This window comes from Pseudarthrobacter defluvii (assembly GCF_030323865.1).
Classification (GTDB): domain Bacteria; phylum Actinomycetota; class Actinomycetes; order Actinomycetales; family Micrococcaceae; genus Arthrobacter; species Arthrobacter sedimenti.
In genome coordinates this window covers 2,202,091-2,220,338 of sequence record NZ_CP066362.1, presented here as the reverse complement: position 1 = coordinate 2,220,338, position 18,248 = coordinate 2,202,091, and the positions used below count along the sequence as shown (strand labels likewise).

General features: G+C 66.3%; 16 protein-coding genes. 10 read left to right on the top strand and 6 right to left on the bottom strand.

The features are described 5' to 3' along the window. Nucleotides 1–47: 47 nt before the first annotated feature. The gene (locus JCQ34_RS10210; protein WP_286397301.1) at nt 48–803 is read right to left on the bottom strand and encodes a type 1 glutamine amidotransferase; all 756 of its coding nucleotides are present in this window, start codon (nt 801–803) and stop codon (nt 48–50) included. Beyond that, entirely contained in the window at nt 800–2,092 is a 1,293-nt protein-coding gene (locus JCQ34_RS10205) for a Mur ligase family protein (RefSeq protein WP_286397298.1), read from the bottom strand. Before JCQ34_RS10205 ends, JCQ34_RS10210 begins: the two co-directional genes overlap by 4 nt. 90 nt (nt 2,093–2,182) lie before the next feature. Between JCQ34_RS10205 and pdxT the strand changes: the two genes are divergently transcribed. From pdxT to JCQ34_RS10160, 9 genes are all read left to right on the top strand, one after another. Then, nucleotides 2,183–2,893, top strand: coding sequence for a pyridoxal 5'-phosphate synthase glutaminase subunit PdxT (pdxT, locus tag JCQ34_RS10200; protein ID WP_286397295.1), 711 nt, complete (start codon nt 2,183–2,185; stop codon nt 2,891–2,893). 3 nt (nt 2,894–2,896) lie between these two features. Continuing rightward, the gene (locus tag JCQ34_RS10195) at nt 2,897–3,652 is read left to right on the top strand and encodes a YebC/PmpR family DNA-binding transcriptional regulator (RefSeq protein ID WP_286397292.1); all 756 of its coding nucleotides are present in this window, start codon (nt 2,897–2,899) and stop codon (nt 3,650–3,652) included. Between the two features lie 68 nt (nt 3,653–3,720). Then, nucleotides 3,721–4,299, top strand: a complete 579-nt coding sequence (ruvC, locus tag JCQ34_RS10190) for a crossover junction endodeoxyribonuclease RuvC (RefSeq protein ID WP_159631890.1) — start codon at nt 3,721–3,723, stop codon at nt 4,297–4,299. 88 nt (nt 4,300–4,387) lie between these two features. Then, nucleotides 4,388–5,032: a Holliday junction branch migration protein RuvA gene (ruvA, locus tag JCQ34_RS10185; protein ID WP_286397287.1), complete on the top strand. Its 645-nt coding sequence runs from the start codon at nt 4,388–4,390 to the stop codon at nt 5,030–5,032. Further along, the gene (gene ruvB, locus JCQ34_RS10180; protein ID WP_286397284.1) at nt 5,025–6,110 is read left to right on the top strand and encodes a Holliday junction branch migration DNA helicase RuvB; all 1,086 of its coding nucleotides are present in this window, start codon (nt 5,025–5,027) and stop codon (nt 6,108–6,110) included. Before ruvA ends, ruvB begins: the two co-directional genes overlap by 8 nt. 209 nt (nt 6,111–6,319) lie before the next feature. Beyond that, complete coding sequence (gene yajC, locus JCQ34_RS10175; protein ID WP_286397281.1) at nt 6,320–6,727, top strand: preprotein translocase subunit YajC; 408 nt, start codon at nt 6,320–6,322, stop codon at nt 6,725–6,727. 100 nt (nt 6,728–6,827) lie between these two features. Beyond that, entirely contained in the window at nt 6,828–8,582 is a 1,755-nt protein-coding gene (secD, locus tag JCQ34_RS10170; protein WP_286397279.1) for a protein translocase subunit SecD, read from the top strand. Next, the gene (secF, locus tag JCQ34_RS10165; protein ID WP_286397276.1) at nt 8,582–9,598 is read left to right on the top strand and encodes a protein translocase subunit SecF; all 1,017 of its coding nucleotides are present in this window, start codon (nt 8,582–8,584) and stop codon (nt 9,596–9,598) included. Before secD ends, secF begins: the two co-directional genes overlap by 1 nt. A gap of 188 nt (nt 9,599–9,786) precedes the next feature. Continuing rightward, nucleotides 9,787–12,177, top strand: coding sequence for a RelA/SpoT family protein (locus JCQ34_RS10160; RefSeq protein WP_376977112.1), 2,391 nt, complete (start codon nt 9,787–9,789; stop codon nt 12,175–12,177). On the opposite strand, the gene JCQ34_RS10155 is transcribed toward JCQ34_RS10160, so the two are convergent. From JCQ34_RS10155 to JCQ34_RS10145, 3 genes are all read right to left on the bottom strand, one after another. Further along, nucleotides 12,058–12,831 (bottom strand): hypothetical protein, encoded by a 774-nt coding sequence (locus tag JCQ34_RS10155; protein ID WP_286397273.1) that lies wholly within the window; start codon nt 12,829–12,831, stop codon nt 12,058–12,060. The genes JCQ34_RS10160 and JCQ34_RS10155 overlap by 120 nt on opposite strands. A 98-nt stretch (nt 12,832–12,929) precedes the next feature. Further along, nucleotides 12,930–14,441 (bottom strand): DUF349 domain-containing protein, encoded by a 1,512-nt coding sequence (locus tag JCQ34_RS10150; protein ID WP_286397271.1) that lies wholly within the window; start codon nt 14,439–14,441, stop codon nt 12,930–12,932. A 66-nt stretch (nt 14,442–14,507) separates the two neighbouring features. Then, nucleotides 14,508–15,326, bottom strand: a complete 819-nt coding sequence (locus tag JCQ34_RS10145; protein ID WP_286397269.1) for a peptidylprolyl isomerase — start codon at nt 15,324–15,326, stop codon at nt 14,508–14,510. 231 nt (nt 15,327–15,557) lie between these two features. On the opposite strand from JCQ34_RS10145, the gene hisS reads away from it, so the two are divergent. Beyond that, nucleotides 15,558–16,928 carry a histidine--tRNA ligase gene (gene hisS / locus JCQ34_RS10140; RefSeq protein ID WP_286397267.1) on the top strand — a complete coding sequence of 457 codons (1,371 nt, stop codon included), beginning with the start codon at nt 15,558–15,560 and terminating at the stop codon, nt 16,926–16,928. A 28-nt stretch (nt 16,929–16,956) separates the two neighbouring features. Here hisS and JCQ34_RS10135 read toward each other — a convergent pair whose 3' ends face one another. Further along, the gene (locus tag JCQ34_RS10135; RefSeq protein WP_286397266.1) at nt 16,957–18,210 is read right to left on the bottom strand and encodes an APC family permease; all 1,254 of its coding nucleotides are present in this window, start codon (nt 18,208–18,210) and stop codon (nt 16,957–16,959) included. Nucleotides 18,211–18,248: the final 38 nt, after the last annotated feature.

The window sequence follows — 18,248 nt, the reverse complement described above, 5'->3', positions numbered from 1 at the left end:
CTGAAGCCGCCCAGTTTCGCAAGCGATCCGGCAGGGGCCGTCGCAGCTCAGCGGGGGCGGCGGGCAGCGTGCTCCCGGGCCAGGACTGCGTAGGTGTCGTCGGGATTGCCGGGCGAGAAGCTGCCGAACTTGCGCTCCGCAGCCGTACGGATGAGGAAGTCCGCGATGGCCGGGTTCTTGGGCAGCAGCGAGCCATGCAGGTAGCTGGCAACGATGTTGCGGTAGCGGGCACCCTCATGGCCGTCGTTGCTGTTGTTTCCCGTGCCTTTGGCCACCGTACCGAGCGGCCGGACCCTGTCGCCCAGCGTCGTCTGTCCGCTGTGGTTTTCGTAGCCCAGGACTTCGCCGAACTCCGTGGTTGAGACCTTGACGTTGCCGATCAGGCGCTCATCGGTGCCGTGCGTTTCCACGTCGAGGACGCCGATACCGGGAATGACGGCGCCCGTGCGGGTCTTGAAGAACCGTCCGAAGAGCTGGTAGAGGCCGCAGATGACCAGCATGGGCGCGCCGTCCTCGGCCAATTCCTTGAGTTCGCCTGCCCGGGACTGCAGGTCGTCCTGGATCACCAGCTGCCCGCTGTCCTGCCCGCCGCCGCCCACAATGATGTCCACGCCGTCAGGGAAGGGATCGCCAACGTTGTACTCGAGCAGTTCCGGGGTGTAGCCGTGCCACTGGATGCGGCGCTGCAGCACCAGCGCGTTGCCCCAGTCGCCGTAAATGTTCATGTCGCGGGGATAGAGCTGGACCACGCGGAGGGTGCCCTTGGACCCGCCGTCCGCCGTCGCTGCTTGTGCCGGATTCACGAGACAACCTCCACGGTGGTGATTTTGGACAGCTCGCGGCGGATGGCAAGCATCGCCGTGTAGGTGCAGAAGATCCGCTTCGGCTTGCCCCGGCCTTCCCTGACGAAGGCGGCCAGGGCGGCGGGGATCTCCGTTTCCACGGCTCCGACGGGAACCTGGTCGTACTGCAGCCGGAGCGCCATGTCGTAGGCCCGCGACCCGGTGATCATGTCCACACCGCCCTCGCGGAGCGAGTCGAACTCGACGTCCCAGAGCCAGGACATGTCCCGGCCGTCCGCGTAGTTGTCGTTGATGGCGACCATGGTGGCGTAACCGGCGGCAGGGAAGGATTTCAGGCCCAGCCGGAAACCGCTGGGGTTCTTCACCAGCACCAGGTCCAGCGGCTGGCCGTCCACCGTAAGGCTTTCACCGCGGCCAAAGGCGGGGGCCACCTTGGACAATGCCTCGAGAAGGGTGGCGTGGTCGGCCGTGGCGGCGCCCGCGCCGCAGATGCTGCGGGCCAGGGTCAGGGCCGCAGCGGCATTGAAGATGTTGTACACGCCGCGCAGCTTCATCGCCGTGGTGACCGTATCGCCGTCGTACTCAAACTCGGCGTTGTCCGCGCCCACTTTCCGGAGCACGACGTCGGCCGCCGGCTTTTCCGGCAGGCCCGCCGGGGCGGGACTACCGGGAACGGCCCGCATGTCGTCGTCGTTGGGAAAGGTCCCCAGCAGGGAGTCGTCAAGGCCGAAGTACTTGACCTCCTGGCCCGTGAGGGTGTCCGCGATCCGGGCCACCCGGGGATCCTCTCGGTTGAGGACTACGGTTCCGGTGGTCTTGGCGGCGATGTGCTGCAGGAGCTGCGCGGTCTTGTCGATCTCGCCAAAACGGTCCAGTTGGTCGCGCAGCACGTTAAGGAGGAGGCAGTACCGGGGCGGGACACTGTTCACGAAGTGGACTGCGTGGGCTTCGTCGAGTTCCAGGACGGCAATGTCCGCGTCCAGCCTGCCGCGCCAGTCCACCTCACCCAGGAGGGCTGCCGCCACGCCCCGCGTGAAGTTGCTGCCGGTGCGGTTGGTGAAGACCTTCAGGCCCTGGCTTTCCAGCAGTTCCACCACCATTTTGGTGGTCGTGGTTTTGCCGTTAGTGCCGCTGACCACCGCCACACCGTGCGGCAGGGTGGTGAGCGTGCGCCGCATGAAGCCGGGGTCGATTTTCTCGACCACCAGGCCCGGCAGGGCGGACCCGCCGCCCCGCAGCCGGGACACCCTGCGGACCAGCTTGCCGAGCGGAACACTGTAGAAGACCATGTTTTGAATATATCCCAGCAGCGGCATGCAACCGCTGCCCGCAGGACGTGTGCGGCAGCGGCTGCACGGCCCGGGCCGTATGCTGGAAAGATGACAAACCCCCCATCTGCTGCCCAGGCGCGCGTGGGGTCAGGCCTGAAAATCGGTGTCCTGGCCCTCCAGGGCGACTTCCGTGAGCACCTGCGTGCCGCGGAAGCCACAGGCGCCCAAGCCGTGCCCGTGCGCCGTCCGGAGGAACTGGACGGTCTGGACGGCCTCATCATTCCCGGCGGCGAGTCCACCACTATCGATAAGCTGGCCCGGGCCTTTGACCTTGCCGACCCCCTCCGCAAGTACATCGGCGAGGGCCTGCCCGTGTACGGCTCCTGTGCAGGCATGATCCTGCTCGCGTCCGACATTGCAGATCCGGCGACCGATCTCTCCGGTGCGCCCCAGCAGACCTTCGGCGGCCTCGACATCACTGTCCGCCGCAACGCTTTTGGCCGCCAGCGCGAGTCCTTCGAAACCGACCTGGACTTCAAGGGCCTGGACTTCAGCGCCACGGAATCGGGCGTGGAACCGGTCCATGCAGTCTTCATCCGCGGCCCTTGGGTGGAGCGGGTGGGGGAGGACGTGGAGATCCTCGCGCAGGTGGAGCCGGCGGACCCCGGCCAGGCCTCCCACGCTGCCCAGCTGCCGGGGGCGGCTAGAATTGTGGCAGTGCGTTCCGGCCAGCTGCTGGCCACCTCCTTCCATCCGGAAGTGACCGGCGAAAAACGCGTACACGAACTGTTTATCCGAATGATCAGAGGAGAAGCGTAAAGCATGTCAGGCCACTCCAAATGGGCAACGACCAAGCACAAAAAGGCGATCATTGACAGCCGCCGCGCAAAGTCGTTCGCCAAGCTGATCAAGAACATCGAAGTTGCCGCCCGGATGGGCGGACCGGACCTCGCCGGCAACCCCGGCCTGGAACTTGCGGTGACCAAGGCGAAGAAGACCTCGGTTCCCAACGACAACATCGACCGCGCCATCAAGCGCGGCGCCGGCCTTACCGGTGAAGTGGTCGATTACACCGAGATCATGTATGAGGCCCGCGGCCCCCAGGGTTCCGCCCTGCTGATTGAGTGCCTTACCGACAACAAGAACCGGGCAGCCTCCGAGGTCCGCCTGGCCATCTCCCGTAACGGCGGCACCATCGCCGATCCCGGCTCCGTGAGCTACCTCTTCACCCGCAAGGGCGTGGTCAACCTGCCCAAGAACGGCCTGAGCGAGGACGATGTCCTGATGGCCGTCCTCGACGCCGGAGCCGAGGAGGTCAAGGACAACGGGGAGACGTTCGAAATCCACTCGGAACCGGGCGACCTGCAGGCTATCCGTGAAGCGCTGAAGGAAGCCGGCATTGAATACGACACGGACGAAGTGGAGTTCGTGCCCTCGATGCAGGTGGGGCTCGATGTTGACGGCGCCCGCAAGTTCCTGAAGCTGGCCGACGCCCTCGAGGACCTCGACGACGTCCAGAACGTGTACAGCAACGCCGACCTCAGCGACGAAGTCCAGGCTGCCCTGGAATCCGAGTGACGTCCCGCCTTGCCCGCTAGCCCGCAGCTGGAGTCGAGGCCGGATTCCGTGGCAGGGGCGGAGGACAGATGACGCTCCGCGTCCTGGGTGTTGACCCCGGCCTCACCCGCTGTGGCATCGGCGTGGTGGATGTGGAACGGAATCGGCGCGCCAGCATGGTGGCCGTCGGCGTCGTGGGCACGTCCCCGGACGAGACCCTCGACCGCCGCCTGCTGGTGATCGCGACGGCCATTGATGAGTGGCTGGACCGCTACGAGCCGGAGGTCCTCGCCGTCGAACGCGTTTTCTCGCAACTCAACGTGAGCACGGTAATGGGAGTGGCCCAGGCGTCCGGCGTTGTGATCGCGGCAGCAGCCCGGCGGGGCATCCCGGTGGCACTCCACACGCCGTCGGAGGTCAAAGCCGCAGTCACCGGGAGCGGGTCCTCCAACAAGGACGCCGTGACCAAGCTGGTGACCAAAATCCTACGGCTGGACGCACCACCACGCCCTGCCGACGCAGCTGATGCCCTGGCGCTTGCCATCACCCATGCCTGGCGCGCCGGGAGCGGCGCTGCCGTGGCCACCACCGGTCCCGGCAGTTCATCGCTGACCCCCGCCCAGCGGGCGTGGGCCGAAGCCGAGGCCAAGGCGCGCCGCGCACGCTGATTGTCCCTGCTGCTTGCTAGGGTATTCGTAGATATGTTCGGATAGCCGTGCCCCATCTGCGGGCCGGCAATACCACGGGAGCCCGGCCTTGATCAGTTTCCTCCGCGGAACCGTAGCGCACGTTGGCCTGTCAACGGCAGTGATTGACCTCAACGGGGCCGGGATGAGCGTCTACGCCACCCCACAGACCCTCAGCCGCCTCCGCGTCGGTGAAGAGGGAAAGGTGTTCACCTCCCTGATCGTGCGGGAGGACTCCCTGACGCTCTTCGGCTTCGCGGACGACGACGAGCGCGAGGTTTTCGAGATCCTGCTCAGTGTGAGCGGCGTCGGCCCCCGGCTTGCCCTTGCTGTCCTGGCCGTCCACGATCCCGAGGCCATCCGCGTGGCGGCCCATACGGGGGACAGCAAGACCTTCACCAAGGTCCCCGGAATCGGCCCCAAGGTCGCCGGCCGGATCGTCCTGGAGCTCGCAGGCAAGCTCGTCCCGCAGGGAACCGCCCCCACCGCCGGGGCCGGCACCCCCGCCGAGGCCGCCTGGAAGCCCCAGGTGGTGGCCGCCATGACCAGCCTTGGCTGGTCCGAAAAGGACGCGTCCGCCAGCATCGACAAAGCACTTGCCGACGAACCCGAAGTGTCCTTCCGCGGCAACGTTCCCGAGATCCTCCGCACCACGCTCCGGTGGCTGGGCCAGGACGGCGCACGCGCCGGCAACCGCGTAGGCACCCGTGGCTGAACCCTCACTGGTTGCCGCGGGGGAGGAGCCGGAGGAGCGCGCCATCGAGGCTGCGCTGCGACCCAAGAACCTGGACGACTTCGTTGGCCAGCACCGGGTGCGCAAGCAATTGTCGCTGGTGTTGCAGGCCTCCCGGATGCGCGGGCGCACCGCGGACCACGTGCTGTTCTCAGGGCCGCCCGGCCTGGGCAAGACCACCCTCGCCATGATCGTCGCGGCCGAGATGAATGCCCCGCTGCGCCTCAGCAGCGGACCCGCCATCCAGCACGCCGGCGACCTCGCGGCCATCCTGTCCTCGCTCTCCGAAGGCGAGGTCCTGTTCCTCGACGAAATCCACCGCATGTCGCGGCCGGCCGAGGAAATGCTCTACATGGCCATGGAGGACTTCCGCGTCGACATCGTCGTGGGCAAAGGGGCTGGGGCCACCGCAATTCCACTGGAACTGCCGCCGTTCACCCTGGTGGGCGCCACCACCCGTGCCGGTTTGCTGCCGGGGCCCCTGCGCGACCGTTTCGGCTTCACCGGGCACCTGGAGTTTTACTCGGTCGAGGAGCTGGAGCTGGTCCTGCGCCGTTCCGCAGGCCTGCTGGACCTGAAGGTCAATTCCGCCGGATTCGCTGAGATCGCCGGGCGCTCACGCGGCACGCCGCGTATCGCCAACCGACTGCTGCGCCGTGTCCGGGACTGGGCGCTGGTGCACGGCATCGAACAAATCGACGCCAGGGCCGCTTCCGCTGCCCTGGACATGTATGAAGTGGACAAGAAAGGACTGGACCGGTTGGACCGGGCCGTCCTGGAGGCCCTCATCACCAAATTCGGCGGCGGTCCCGTGGGCCTTTCCACCCTCGCCATTGCCGTGGGCGAGGAAACCGAAACGGTGGAAACCGTCGCCGAACCCTTCCTGGTCCGCGAAGGCCTGCTGGGCCGGACGCCCCGCGGCAGGATCGCGCTGGCGCCCGCATGGACGCACCTTGGCTATGCCATCCCGTCCAACGTGTTCGCGCAGGAGCAGTTGGACCTCTTCGAGCCCGGCGGGGACGCTTCCGCAGCGGGGGAATGGGCTCCGGAGGGCCAATAGCAGGCTCCCTTCAGCTTTTCCCTTTAGACTGGTATGACGCCCGGCACGTTCGGGTCTTTGTTTCGCGGGTGGCCCTGACGCCCCCGTCGCTTGGGGAAGGAAAAGTCAGGCCCTCTGCCTGCATCACCAGCCCGCCCCGGCCGAAGCGAAGCCGACGTCGCTGGAAAACCAGCTGTACCAGAAAAAGAACGGAATTCCCCTTGGATCCAATGTCAATTCTCCTGTTCGTCATGCTCGGCGTGTTCATCTTCATGATGTTCCGCCGCAACAAGAAGACGCAGCAGCAGCAGGCAGAGCTCCAGTCGAAGTTTGGCCCGGGCGTGGAGGTCATGACCAGTTTTGGCCTTTTCGGCCGGATCGTGGACATCGACGAGGCCGACAACAAGGTCACCCTTGAACTTTCCCCCGGCAACCTGGCCACGGTCCACCGCCAGGCCGTCACCAAGGTCATCGAGCCTGCGGCGGAAGCCACCAGCGAGTCCGCCGCCGCTTCCCCGGTAGTGCCGGACGACGCCTCCTCGCTGACCACCCCGGAGGCCGGGAGCACCGCCACCGGCGCGGAGACTCCGGAAGAAACCCTGAAGCGCCTTAACGACGAGGGCAAGAAGGACAGCTAGGCCCGCTGGCCCCTTTCCTCCCTCTACCGCTGCGGACCACCGCCGGCGCGGGCCAGAGCCTGCGCCGGCGGTTCCTCCGCGAATAAGAGAAAGATCGACAATGGCACGAACTGGCCGCAAGAAGCCGGGGCTCCGCGTCCTGGTCTGGCTTGGCGTACTCCTGGCGGCTCTGACCGCCGTCCTGGCCGGCGGCACCATCGCCGGACAGGCCAGCTGGGCGCCCAAACTTGCCCTTGACCTCGAGGGCGGCACCCAGATGATCCTCGCCCCCAAGGTGGAGGGCGGATCGGACATCAACGAGCAGCAGCTCAACCAGGCCGTGGCGATCATCCGCCAACGCGTTGACGGCTCTGGCGTCTCCGAAGCCGAAATCAGCACCCAGTCCGGGCGCAACGTGGTGGTCAGCCTTCCCGGCACGCCCTCCGCCGAAACAAGGAACCTGATCCAGGCCTCCGCGGACATGAACTTCCGCCCCGTCCTGCTGAACGGCGACGGCGCAGCAGTGCCCCCGGAGAAGCAGACTCCCGATGACCAACTGCCCAAGCCGACGGCCGCCCCGGCCAACAGCAGCGACACCAACTGGATCACGCCGGAGATCTACAAGCAGTTCGAGGCACTGGACTGCAACAGCGCCGCCGAGAAGTCGCAGCGGTCAGATCCCACCAAGCCGCTGGTTACCTGCGAACCTGCCACCGACAAGTCCCCGGCCATCAAGTACATCCTGGGTCCCGTGGAGGTTAAGGGCAGCAACATCGTCACGTCCAGCTTCCAGCTGCAGCAGGGCGCCCAGGGTGCGGTCACCAATGACTGGGCCGTCAACATCCAGTTCGACGCCGACGGTACCGCGAAGTTCAAAGAGGTCACCGAGCGCCTGAACCAGTTCTACACGGCCGCCGGCGGGCAGTCGGGCAGCGACCCCAAGGCGCAGTTCGCCATCGTCCTGGACGACCAGGTCATCTCCGCGCCGCGTGCGCTGGCCGTCATCACCGACGGACGTCCGCAGATCACCGGCGGCTTCACCGAGCAGACCGCCAAGGCGCTCTCCGATCAGCTGAAGTTCGGTGCCCTTCCCATCAGCTTCGACATCCAGAGCGAACAGCAGATTTCCGCAACGCTTGGCGGGGAGCAGCTGCGCATGGGCCTGCTGGCCGGCCTGATCGGGCTCCTGCTCGTGGTGGTCTACTCGCTGTTCCAGTACCGGGCCCTCGGCTTCGTCACCATTGCTTCCCTGGTGGTCGCCGGTGCCCTGACCTACCTCGCCATTGCCATCCTCGGCTGGACGGAAAACTACCGCCTGTCCCTGGCAGGCGTAGCGGGCATTATCGTGGCCATCGGCCAGACAGCCGACTCGTTCATCGTCTACTTCGAACGCATCCGCGATGAACTGCGTGAAGGGCGCGGCCTGGTGTCCGCCGTCGAGAACGGCTGGAAGCGGGCCAAGCGCACCGTCCTGGCCTCCAAGGCCGTCAACCTGCTGGCCGCGCTCGTCCTCTACTTCGTCGCCGTCGGCAACGTGCGTGGGTTCGCCTTCACCCTGGGCCTGACTGCCATCGCCGACCTCATTGTGGTGTTCATGTTCACCCACCCCACGCTGCAGCTTTTGGCCCGCACCCGCTTCTTCGGTGAAGGCCACAAGTTCTCCGGCCTGGATCCCGAACGTTTGGGCGCGGTGCCGTTGTACCGCGGTGCCGGGCGGATCCGGACCCCGGAGGACCGGCCAGTGGTGGTCCGCAGCAAGAACACCGGTGCGGCGGCCGAGGCCGAGCGCCGCATGACCATCGCCGAACGGCGCCTGGCAGAAAAGCAGGAACAGCTGGCTGGCTCGTCCAAGACCTCCGCGAAGGAGAACAAGTAATGTCAGGCTTCGCTACTTTCGGCAACGAGCTTTACTCGGGCAAGCGTTCCTACGACTTCGTCGGCGCCAAGAAGATCTGGTTCATCATCGCCGCGGTGGGCGTGGCGCTGTCCATCATCATTCCGGTGGCCAAGGGCGGCTTCAACCTCGGTATCGAATTCCGTGGCGGCTCTGAATTCACGGTCTCCAACGTCAAAACCACGGATGCCACCATCGGCGAGAAAGCCGTCACCGACGTTGTGTCCGGCAGTGTTCCGCGCGTGGCGAACGTGGCCGGCAACACCATGCGCATCCAGACGGACAAACTGACCGACGACGAGACCCTCAAGATCAAGCAGGGCCTCACCAGCGCCTACGGCGTTACAGACAATGAGGTGACCTCCACATTTGTCGGACCCACGTGGGGCGCTGACGTGACAAAGCAGGCGTTGATCGGCCTGGTGGTGTTCGTGCTGCTGGCGGCCCTCCTCATGGCCCTGTACTTCCGCACTTGGAAGATGTCGCTGTCGGCGCTTGCCGGCATGGCGGTGACGATGTTCATCACGGCCGGGGTTTATGCCCTGAGTGATTTCGAAGTGACCCCGTCGGCGATCATCGGATTCCTGACCGTCCTCAGCTACTCGCTGTACGACACGGTGGTGGTCTTCGACAAGATCCGCGAGAACACCTCCGGCATCGACGCGTCCACGCGCCGGACCTTCGCCGAGGAGGTCAATTTGGCCGTCAACCAGACGCTGGTGCGGTCCATCAACACCATGATGGTGGCTATCCTCCCCGTGGGAGCCATCCTGTTCATCGGTGCCGGACTCCTGGGCGCGGGAACCCTGCGCGACCTGTCCCTGGCACTGTTCGTCGGGATCCTGATCGGCACGGCGGCGACCATCTTCGTGGCCGCACCGATGTACGCCTGGCTCCGCCAGGGCGAACCGGACCTGGTCAAGCAGGCACGGCGCGTCGAGCAGCGCCGTGCCGGGGCAGCGGAGCGGTCAGCTCCGGCAGCACCGGCGAAAGCCTGACCGGCAACCGCGAAGCCTGACGGGCAACCGCGAGGCCTGACGGGCAACCGCAGGCAGTTGTAAAGCCATCAAGGGCCGGGTGACGCAGACCATGCGTCGCCCGGCCCTTGACTATTCTGTCCCGGTTATAAAAGTCGCCGCCCGGAGGAATAGACTGGGGTAATTAAAACGTGGTGAGGGGTGCTTCATTGGAAGAACGTTCGGCGTCGGCGCCAACGGCACAGGAAGAAAAGAATCCTGCCGGTGTACAAGCCGGTGCGGCAACGCCGGCGCGCCCTGGTTCCCTGGTTCCTGTTGACAACTCAGGATCCCGCGCCACGTTCCCCGGCCGCCGTGAGCGCACCCGCTCCCGCCTCGCCCGCCTGACCGGCCGCGGCACCGCCACTTACTCTCCCATCCTTGAGCCGCTGCTCCGTACAGTCCGGGCCAACAATCCCAAAGAGGACTTCGACCTTATCCAGCGCGCCTTTGACGTGGCCGAACGCAGCCACCGCGGGCAGAAGCGCAAGAGCGGGGATCCGTACATCACGCACCCGGTGGCCGTGGCCACCATCCTTGCTGAACTGGGCCTCAGCGGCACCACGCTGGCTGCGGCGCTGCTGCACGACACCGTGGAAGACACGCCGTACACACTTGCTGATCTGAAACGGGACTTCGGGCCCGAAGTGGCCATGCTGGTGGACGGCGTGACCAAGCTGGATAAGGTCAGCTTCGGCGAGGCTGCCCAGTCGGAGACCGTCCGCAAAATGGTCGTGGCCATGGCCAAGGACATCCGCGTCCTGATGATCAAACTGGCGGACCGGCTGCATAACGCCCGCACCTGGCGTTTCGTTTCGGCCGAGTCCTCGGCACGCAAGGCCCGGGAAACCCTGGAGATCTTCGCGCCCCTGGCCCACCGCCTGGGCATGAACACCATCAAGTGGGAACTCGAGGACCTGTCCTTCGCGGCCCTCTATCCCAAGGTGTATGAGGAGATCGTCCGGATGGTGGGGGACCGGACCCCGGAGCGGGAAAAGAGCCTGGGCGTCATCCGCGACCAGATCACAGAGGACCTGCGCGGCGCCAAGATCAAGGCCACCATTACTGGCCGGCCCAAGCACTACTACTCCATCTACCAAAAGATGATTGTCCGCGACAAGGACTTCGACGACATCAACGACCTCATGGGCGTCCGTGTCCTGGTGGACTCCGTCCGGGACTGCTACGCCGCCCTGGGCATCATGCACTCGCGCTGGAACCCGCTGCCCGGCAGGTTCAAGGACTACATCGCGATGCCGAAGTTCAACATGTACCAGTCCCTGCACACCACCGTCATCGGCCCGGGTGGAAAGCCGGTGGAAATCCAGATCCGCACGCACGAAATGCACCGCCGGGCCGAATACGGTGTGGCCGCGCACTGGAAGTACAAGGACCAGCCCAACCGCACCGCCGTCGGTCCGGGGAGCCCCCGCGATGGTGACATGGGGTGGCTACGGTCCCTGGTGGACTGGCAGCAGGAGACGTCGGATCCCGGGGAGTTCCTGGACTCGCTGCGGTTCGAAATCAACGCCCGCGAAGTTTTCGTCTTCACCCCCAAGGGCGAAGTCATGGCCCTTCCGGCGGGTTCGACGCCGGTGGACTTCGCCTACGCCGTGCACACGGAAGTAGGCCACCGCACCATCGGCGCCAGGGTCAACGGCAAGCTGGTCCCACTCAACAGCGAGTTGAACCATGGCGACTGGGTGGAGATCTTCACCTCCAAGGCGGAAGGCGCCGGGCCCAGCCAGGACTGGCAGCACTTCGTCAAGAGCGCCCGCGCCAGGAACAAGATCCGGCAGTGGTTCAGCAAGGAACGCCGCGAAGAGGCGATCGACCGCGGCAAGGAGCTGCTGACCCGCGCCATGCGGAAGCAGAACCTTCCGCTGCAGCGGCTGATGACGCACGAGGCCCTGGCTGCCGTGGCGGAGGAGTTCAAGTACGCCGACATCTCAGGTCTCTACGCCGGGGTGGGCGACGGCCACACATCCGCGCAGTCGGTCATGGAGAAGCTCATTGAAAGCCTCGGAGGCAATGAGAGTGCCGATGATGACGTCGAAGAGGTCAGCATCCCCACCCAGGTCACCAAGGCCCGCTTCTCCGACTCCGGCGTAGTGGTCCGTGGCGTAGGCGACGTTTGGGTCAAGCTGGCCCGCTGCTGCACACCCGTTCCGCCGGACCCGATCCTTGGCTTCGTGACCCGGGGCTCCGGTGTCTCCGTACACCGGACGGACTGCACGAACATTTCGGACCTGAAGGACCAGCCAGACCGGATCGTGGACGTGGACTGGGCGCCGACGCAGTCCAGCGTCTTCCTGGTCGAGATCCAGGTGGAGGCCCTGGACCGCAAATCCCTGCTCTCCGACGTGACCCGGGTTCTCTCGGACAACCACGTCAACATCCTTGCTGCCAGCGTCCATACCTCCACGGACCGGGTGGCGATCTCAAAGTTCGCTTTCGAGATGGGCGACCCGAAGTACCTCAGCCACGTGCTGAGCGCCGTCCGGCGGATCGACGGGGTCTTCGACGTCTACCGCACCACGGGGAACAAACGCCGGAGCTAGCAAAGCCAGCTTTTCCAGGGCAGCCCGCTTGTGTGGAACCCGGGGTGTTGCCTCGATGGCGCGGACCAGGAGTCGCAGTTTGACGTCCTGCTGAGGCCGTGCAAGCAGCCCGGCGAGGGCCGGCACGGCGCGCTCCGGCTCCACGTGGAGGGCGATATCAAGGGCGGTCCGCAAGGGGCTGGACACCATCAGCCCGCCCAGGCTGATCACATCGAACGGCCCCAGCTTCACTTCGTGCAACGTACACCCGCGTGTGCCCCGCAGGCTGGATACCCTCCTCTTGGCGTCCACCAGCAGGGCCAGGCGGTCAGGCTCCGCTGCGCAGCCGTAGATCCACGCGGCCGTCATCCGCCCGGCAACAACGCGCTGCCGGATTGCCGCCGGTACAGCGCCTGCCGCTGCCCGTGCGCGCAGCTGTGGGGACGCAGGAATGCCGGGGAGCGTGTAGCCGTGCTGATGGAAGCGGGCCAGCAGGCCGTCTGCTGCGAGGGACTGCAGTTCCGGACCGGCGAAGGGGCCTCCGGGAGCGTACAGTTCCGGAAAGCGCTGCGCTGCACCGGCTTCCGCCGCGTTTTCCTGGCATCCCGTACGGGAAGCATGGGTGCGGGCTTCCCTGCCCGTGCCGGCTGCGGATGGAGTTGGAGGAGAGGCCATAGCCCCATCCTGCCCGGACGCCCTTAGACGGCACAGGCCCCGCCCGGGTTATGTGGATAACCGGTACGGGGCCTGGGCCCGTCAGCTCAACGGGTTGTTCAGGAAAGCTCGCTGGCGGAACGCTGGATCTGGTCGAGCCAGGCCTGGCGGGCTTCGAGGGCTTCCTGGGCAGCCTTGATCTTGCGCTGGTCGCCGCTCTTCTCCGCCTGTGCGAGGTCTTCCTGGAGCCCGGCGATGGCGGACTCCAGCTGCGACAGTGCACTGTTGGTGCGGGCCTTGCGCTCCGGGTTGGACCGCTGCCACTGCTCTTCCTCGGCGTGGCGCACTGCGTCCTCCACCTTCCGCAGTCCGGCCTCAATCCGGCCCATGTCCGCCCGCGGCACCTTGCCGGCTTCTTCCCAGCGGTCACGGATGGACTGCAGGGCCTTCTTGGCTGCAGAGAGGTCCCTCACGGGGAGGATCGTGTTGGCTTCGGCCAACAGTGCTTCCTTCACGGTGAGGTTTGCCGCGTACTCCTGGTCGATCTCGTCGTTGGCAGCCTGGCGCGACGTGAAGAAGACGTCCTGCGCGGCGCGGAAGCGTGCCCACAGCGCGTCGTCGTCCTTGCGGCTGGCCCGGGGCGATGCCTTCCACTGGTCCATCAGCCGGCGGTATTCGCCGGCGGCGAAGCCCCAGTCCGTGGACGAGGACAGGGCTTCGGCTTCGGCGATCAGCTTTTCCTTGGCTGCCTTAGCTGCCGAGTTGTTGCTGTCCAACTGGGAGAAGTATGCCCTGCGGTGGCGGTCGAAAACCGTCCGGGCAGCACGGAAGCGCTTCCAAAGGGCGTCTTCGTTGCTGCGGCCTAGACGCACGCCGCTCTTCTGGGCTGCCTTCCAGTTCTCGAAAAGCTCGTTCATCCGGGCGCTGGAAGTCTTCCACTGGGTCTGAGCGGGATCCTGGCCGGAAATCTGCTCCGCCTCGGCAACAATGGCTTCACGCGCTGCCAGCTCGGAGGCCCGCACGGCGTCGTGCTCGGCCTTTTCTGCCTTTTCCAGCTCCGTGATCTGGCCGGACAGCTTATCCAGTCGCGCCTCGGCAGACCGGAGATCACCCACCATGTTCCGCTCGGCAAGCTGCTCACGCAGGTGCGTCACGGTCTTCTGCATGTCGGTGCTGGGGGCCTTGGAGCTGACCCGCTGTTCCAGCAGCACGATCTGGGCCACGACGTCGTCATACTTCCGCGCGAAGTAAAGCAGTGCTTCGTCGTCGCTGACGCCGGGGTACTGGCCCACCGGGTGCTCGCCGTCGTCAATCTTCAGGTAGACGTGGCCGTCTCCCTCCACCCGGCCCCATTTGGACGCCTCGGCGACGGAGGTGCTGGGGGCGGCGGGAGCCGGAGCGGCTGCGGGCGCGGCGGCTGCAGGCTTGGGCCTGGAGGCGAAAGCGGCTGGGGACGGGGCAGACGGCCGGGGGCCGGGAGCTGGCGCAGGTGCCGGGGGCGCTGCGGGAGCCTCGGGCGCGGCAGTTGACTGCTCGGCATTCGCATCAGGACCGGTACCCTCGCCGGTGGCGGGAGCCGCCGTTTCGGTCAGGTCTGTTGCTGTTTCGTCGGATTTCTGACTGTCTGTCACCGCTAAAAGTCTTTCGCTTGGAGGGAAATACTCACGTACTCACCGTGGCCAGTCCGGCCCGGCTTCCTACTTCAGAGAAAACGAGTCTATCGTGACTGGTTGTTTTGGTGCGCCGTCCGTGTCGCTGGCTCCTGGCGTGATTCCTGCGGCTGCAATGGCGGACACGACGTCGAGGCCGGAGGTCACCTTTCCTACGACGGTGTAGCCGCCGGCGGCGTCAGCGGGGATGACAGTGTCCTTGTAGACAATGAAGAACTGCGTCCCGTTGCCGTACGCGTTGTTGCCCGTACGGGCCACTGCGATGGTGCCGGCAGGGTAGGTGTTGTCCGCCGGGGTGTTCTCCAGCGGGCCCCACGTGTAGTTCGGGTCGCCCTGCCCGTCTCCCTTGGGGGAGCCGCACTGCAGGACGCCGAACTTATCTGCAGTGGTCAGCCGGTGGCACGTCTTGCCGTTGAAGTAGCCTTCGTCGCTGAGGGACTTGAAGACGGCGGCCGCCTGCGGGGCCTTGGTCCCGTCCACTTCCACGCCCAGCGGGCTGCCGTTCAGCAGCAGTTGGCCGGAAAACGTCTTGCCGGCCGCCGTGTCTGCAGCGGGGATGTTCGGCCCGTTGGTCGCCGGCGCGGACGGCGTGGGGGAGGAGCTCGCTGAAGCGGACGGTTCCGCCAGCCCCGCCTGCGCCGCAGCGTATTCGTCCTCCGTGGGGTTGCCGGCGAAAGCGGTCAGTTGAAGGACGACGGCGAGCACCACGGCGGCGGCTCCCGCACCGGCGGCGACGAGGTTGTCGCGCTTCCGCCGCTTTTCCTGGCCGCGCCGGAGCTCACGCTTGGCTTCCATCTGCTGGATGCGCCGTTTCGCTTCGCGGGCACTGCGTGAACTGGCCGCCAAGGGTCCTCCTCATCGTCGGGCTGCTGGTGCCCGGCGGTTGGCCGCAGGGCGCAGGTGTCAGGGGCCAGGCTTCGCGGGTCCGCTGCATTAGAGATGCACACGGATGACGCATAAACTGGCTGCCGCACATAGTTTATGCATGGCTGGCTGTGCTGCCGCCGCATGCCGCCTTTGAGGGGCGCGGGGCCGGCAGTTCCGGCGCACCTTCCATTCCTAAGGAGAACCTTCCCCATGGCACGCACCGCCTCCCTGTCCGGATTCCCCGAGTGGCTTCCCGAGGAGCGGCTGGTGGAGCTGCATGTGCTCGATACCCTGCGCAGGGTTTTTGAACTCCACGGCTTCGGCTCGATCGAAACCCGTGCCGTGGAAACGGTGGGCCAACTGCTCCGCAAGGGGGAGATCGACAAGGAAGTGTACGGCTTGAGCCGGCTGCAGGAGGATGAAAGCGAAAACCCCGTCAAAGGCGGAAAGGCCGACCCCAACGCCCTTGCCCTGCACTTTGACCTGACCGTTCCGTTCGCCCGGTACGTCGTGGAGAACGCGGGCTATTTGTCCTTCCCGTTCCGCCGCTACCAGATCCAGAAGGTGTGGCGCGGCGAGCGGCCCCAGGAAGGGCGGGCCCGCGAATTCACCCAGGCTGATATCGACGTGGTGGGCGACGGCGAGCTTCCCTTCCGCTACGACGTCGAGATCGCGCTGGTCATCGCCGAGGCACTCAGCGCCCTGCCCATCCCGGACTTCCGCCTCCGGATCAACAACCGCAAGCTGGCTGAGGGCTTCTACCGCGGCATCGGACTTGAGGACACCGCAGGCGTGCTGCGCAGCATCGACAAGCTGGAAAAGATCGGCCCCGACAAGGTCGCCGAGCTGCTGAAGACAGAGCTGGGCGCCACGGACGAGCAGGCCGCCAAGGCCCTCCAGCTGGCCGCCATCCGCACCGAGGACACCTCTTTTGTGGCCCAGGTCCGTGCCCTGGGCGTCAGCAACGAACTGCTGGATGAGGGCCTGGACGAACTGGAGCAGGTCATCGATGCGGCCGTCCAGCGGGCCCCGGGCAAGGTCCTGGCGGACCTGAGCATCGCCCGGGGCCTGGACTACTACACGGGCACCGTGGTGGAAACCGTCCTGGTGGGCCACGAACAGCTGGGTTCCATCTGCTCCGGCGGCCGCTACGACGCCCTGGCATCCAAGGGCAACCGCAAGTTTCCCGGCGTCGGCCTCTCCATCGGCGTCACCCGCCTGGTGTCGCGGATCCTGAGCCAGGACCTGGCCAAGGCTTCCCGTTCGGTTCCCACCACCGTCCTGGTGGCCCTGAACCATGACGACAGCTGGGGAGCGGCCCAGGACGTCGCCGCCCTGCTGCGGAGCCGGGGGATCCCCACCGAGGTTGCGGCCAAGGCCGACAAGTTCGGCAAGCAGATCAAGTTCGCGGACCGCCGGGGCATCCCCTTCGTGTGGTTCACGGAGGAAGACGGCACCCACCAGGTCAAGGACATCCGCACCGGAGAGCAAGTACTGGCAGCCCCCGAAACCTGGATGCCGCCGCTGGAGGACCTCACCGTCCAGGTGGAGACAACCGCGCCTGCACCGGCCTCGGTGTAGCCCGGGGGCTTACGGCCGGGGTTGGTATTTACGGCCGGGGCTGATGCTGCCGGAAGCGCAGCACCAGCCAGCGCCCGGCCACCCCCGCCGCGAGGACCGCCGCCATCGTCAGTAGGGCGGCGGCCGGCAGGGTGAAGGCAAGCACCACGCACCCCAGGAACCCAACAGCGTTGAGCCAGCGCGGAGCGTACCCTGGATGCGCCGCGAGCGTGAAGGCGGAGGCATTCGCAATCGCGTAGTACATCAGCACGCCGAAGCTTGAAAAGCCCACCACGGTCATCACGTCAGTGGTGAGCAGGAGCAGGATGACGACGCCGGCCACGGCCAGTTCCGCGACGAAGGGAACGGTGTGGGCGCCGCCCACCTTTGCCAGTGGTCCGGGAAGATCCCGTTCCCTCGCCATGGCCAACGTTGTCCTGCCCACCCCGGTGATAAGTGCGAGAAGGGCGCCCAGGCATGCGGCGGCCGCTCCGGCCTGCACCAGCGGCGCGCCCGCGGCCAGTCCGGAGTCCAGCACCGCGTCCAGCAGGGGCGTCCGGGTGGTGGCAAGCCGGTCCCCGAGGTGGGCGGGCAGGAGCAGGGCAAGCACCAGGTAGATGGTGAACGCTGCTGCCAGGGCTGCGATGATGGCCCGCGGGATAGCCCGGGCAGGGTTCCTGACTTCTTCGCCCAGCGTGGCGATCCGGGCGTAGCCGGCAAAGGCGAAGAACATCAGTCCGGCTGCGGGCAGGACGCCGCCGGCGCCTGCGGACGGAGCCCCCGCCGTTTCCGCCGCAGGGTGCGGACCCAGCACTGCTGCGACGGTAACGAAGGCCAGCGTTGCCAGGACCATGCACAGCAGGATCCGGGTCAGCAGGGCGGTCCTGGTGATGCCCAGCAGGTTGACGCCGGTCAGGACAACGATGGCGGCGATGGCCACGGGAACGGCGAAAGCCGGAGCCACGTAACTGCCGAAGGTCAGCGCCATGGCCGCGCAGGAGGCCGTCTTGCCCGTCACGAAACCCCAGCCGGCCAGGAAGCCCGGCCATTCGCCCAGTTGTTGGCGGCCATAAATATAGGTTCCGCCGCTGGTGGGGTATTTTGCGGCCAGGGCGGCGGAAGCCACGGCGTTGCAGTAGGCCACCCCGCCCGCAACCACCACGGCAAAGACCAGCAGGTTCCCGGCCAGGGCAGCGGCGGGGGCGAACACCACAAAGACGCCTGCGCCCAGCATTGAACCAAGCCCAATGGCGGTGGCATCAAAGGTTCCGAGCCGGCGTTGCAGCTGCTGCGGTTCGCCCATGCGGCGGCAGTCCCTTTCCAACGGGTAAACTCGGACGG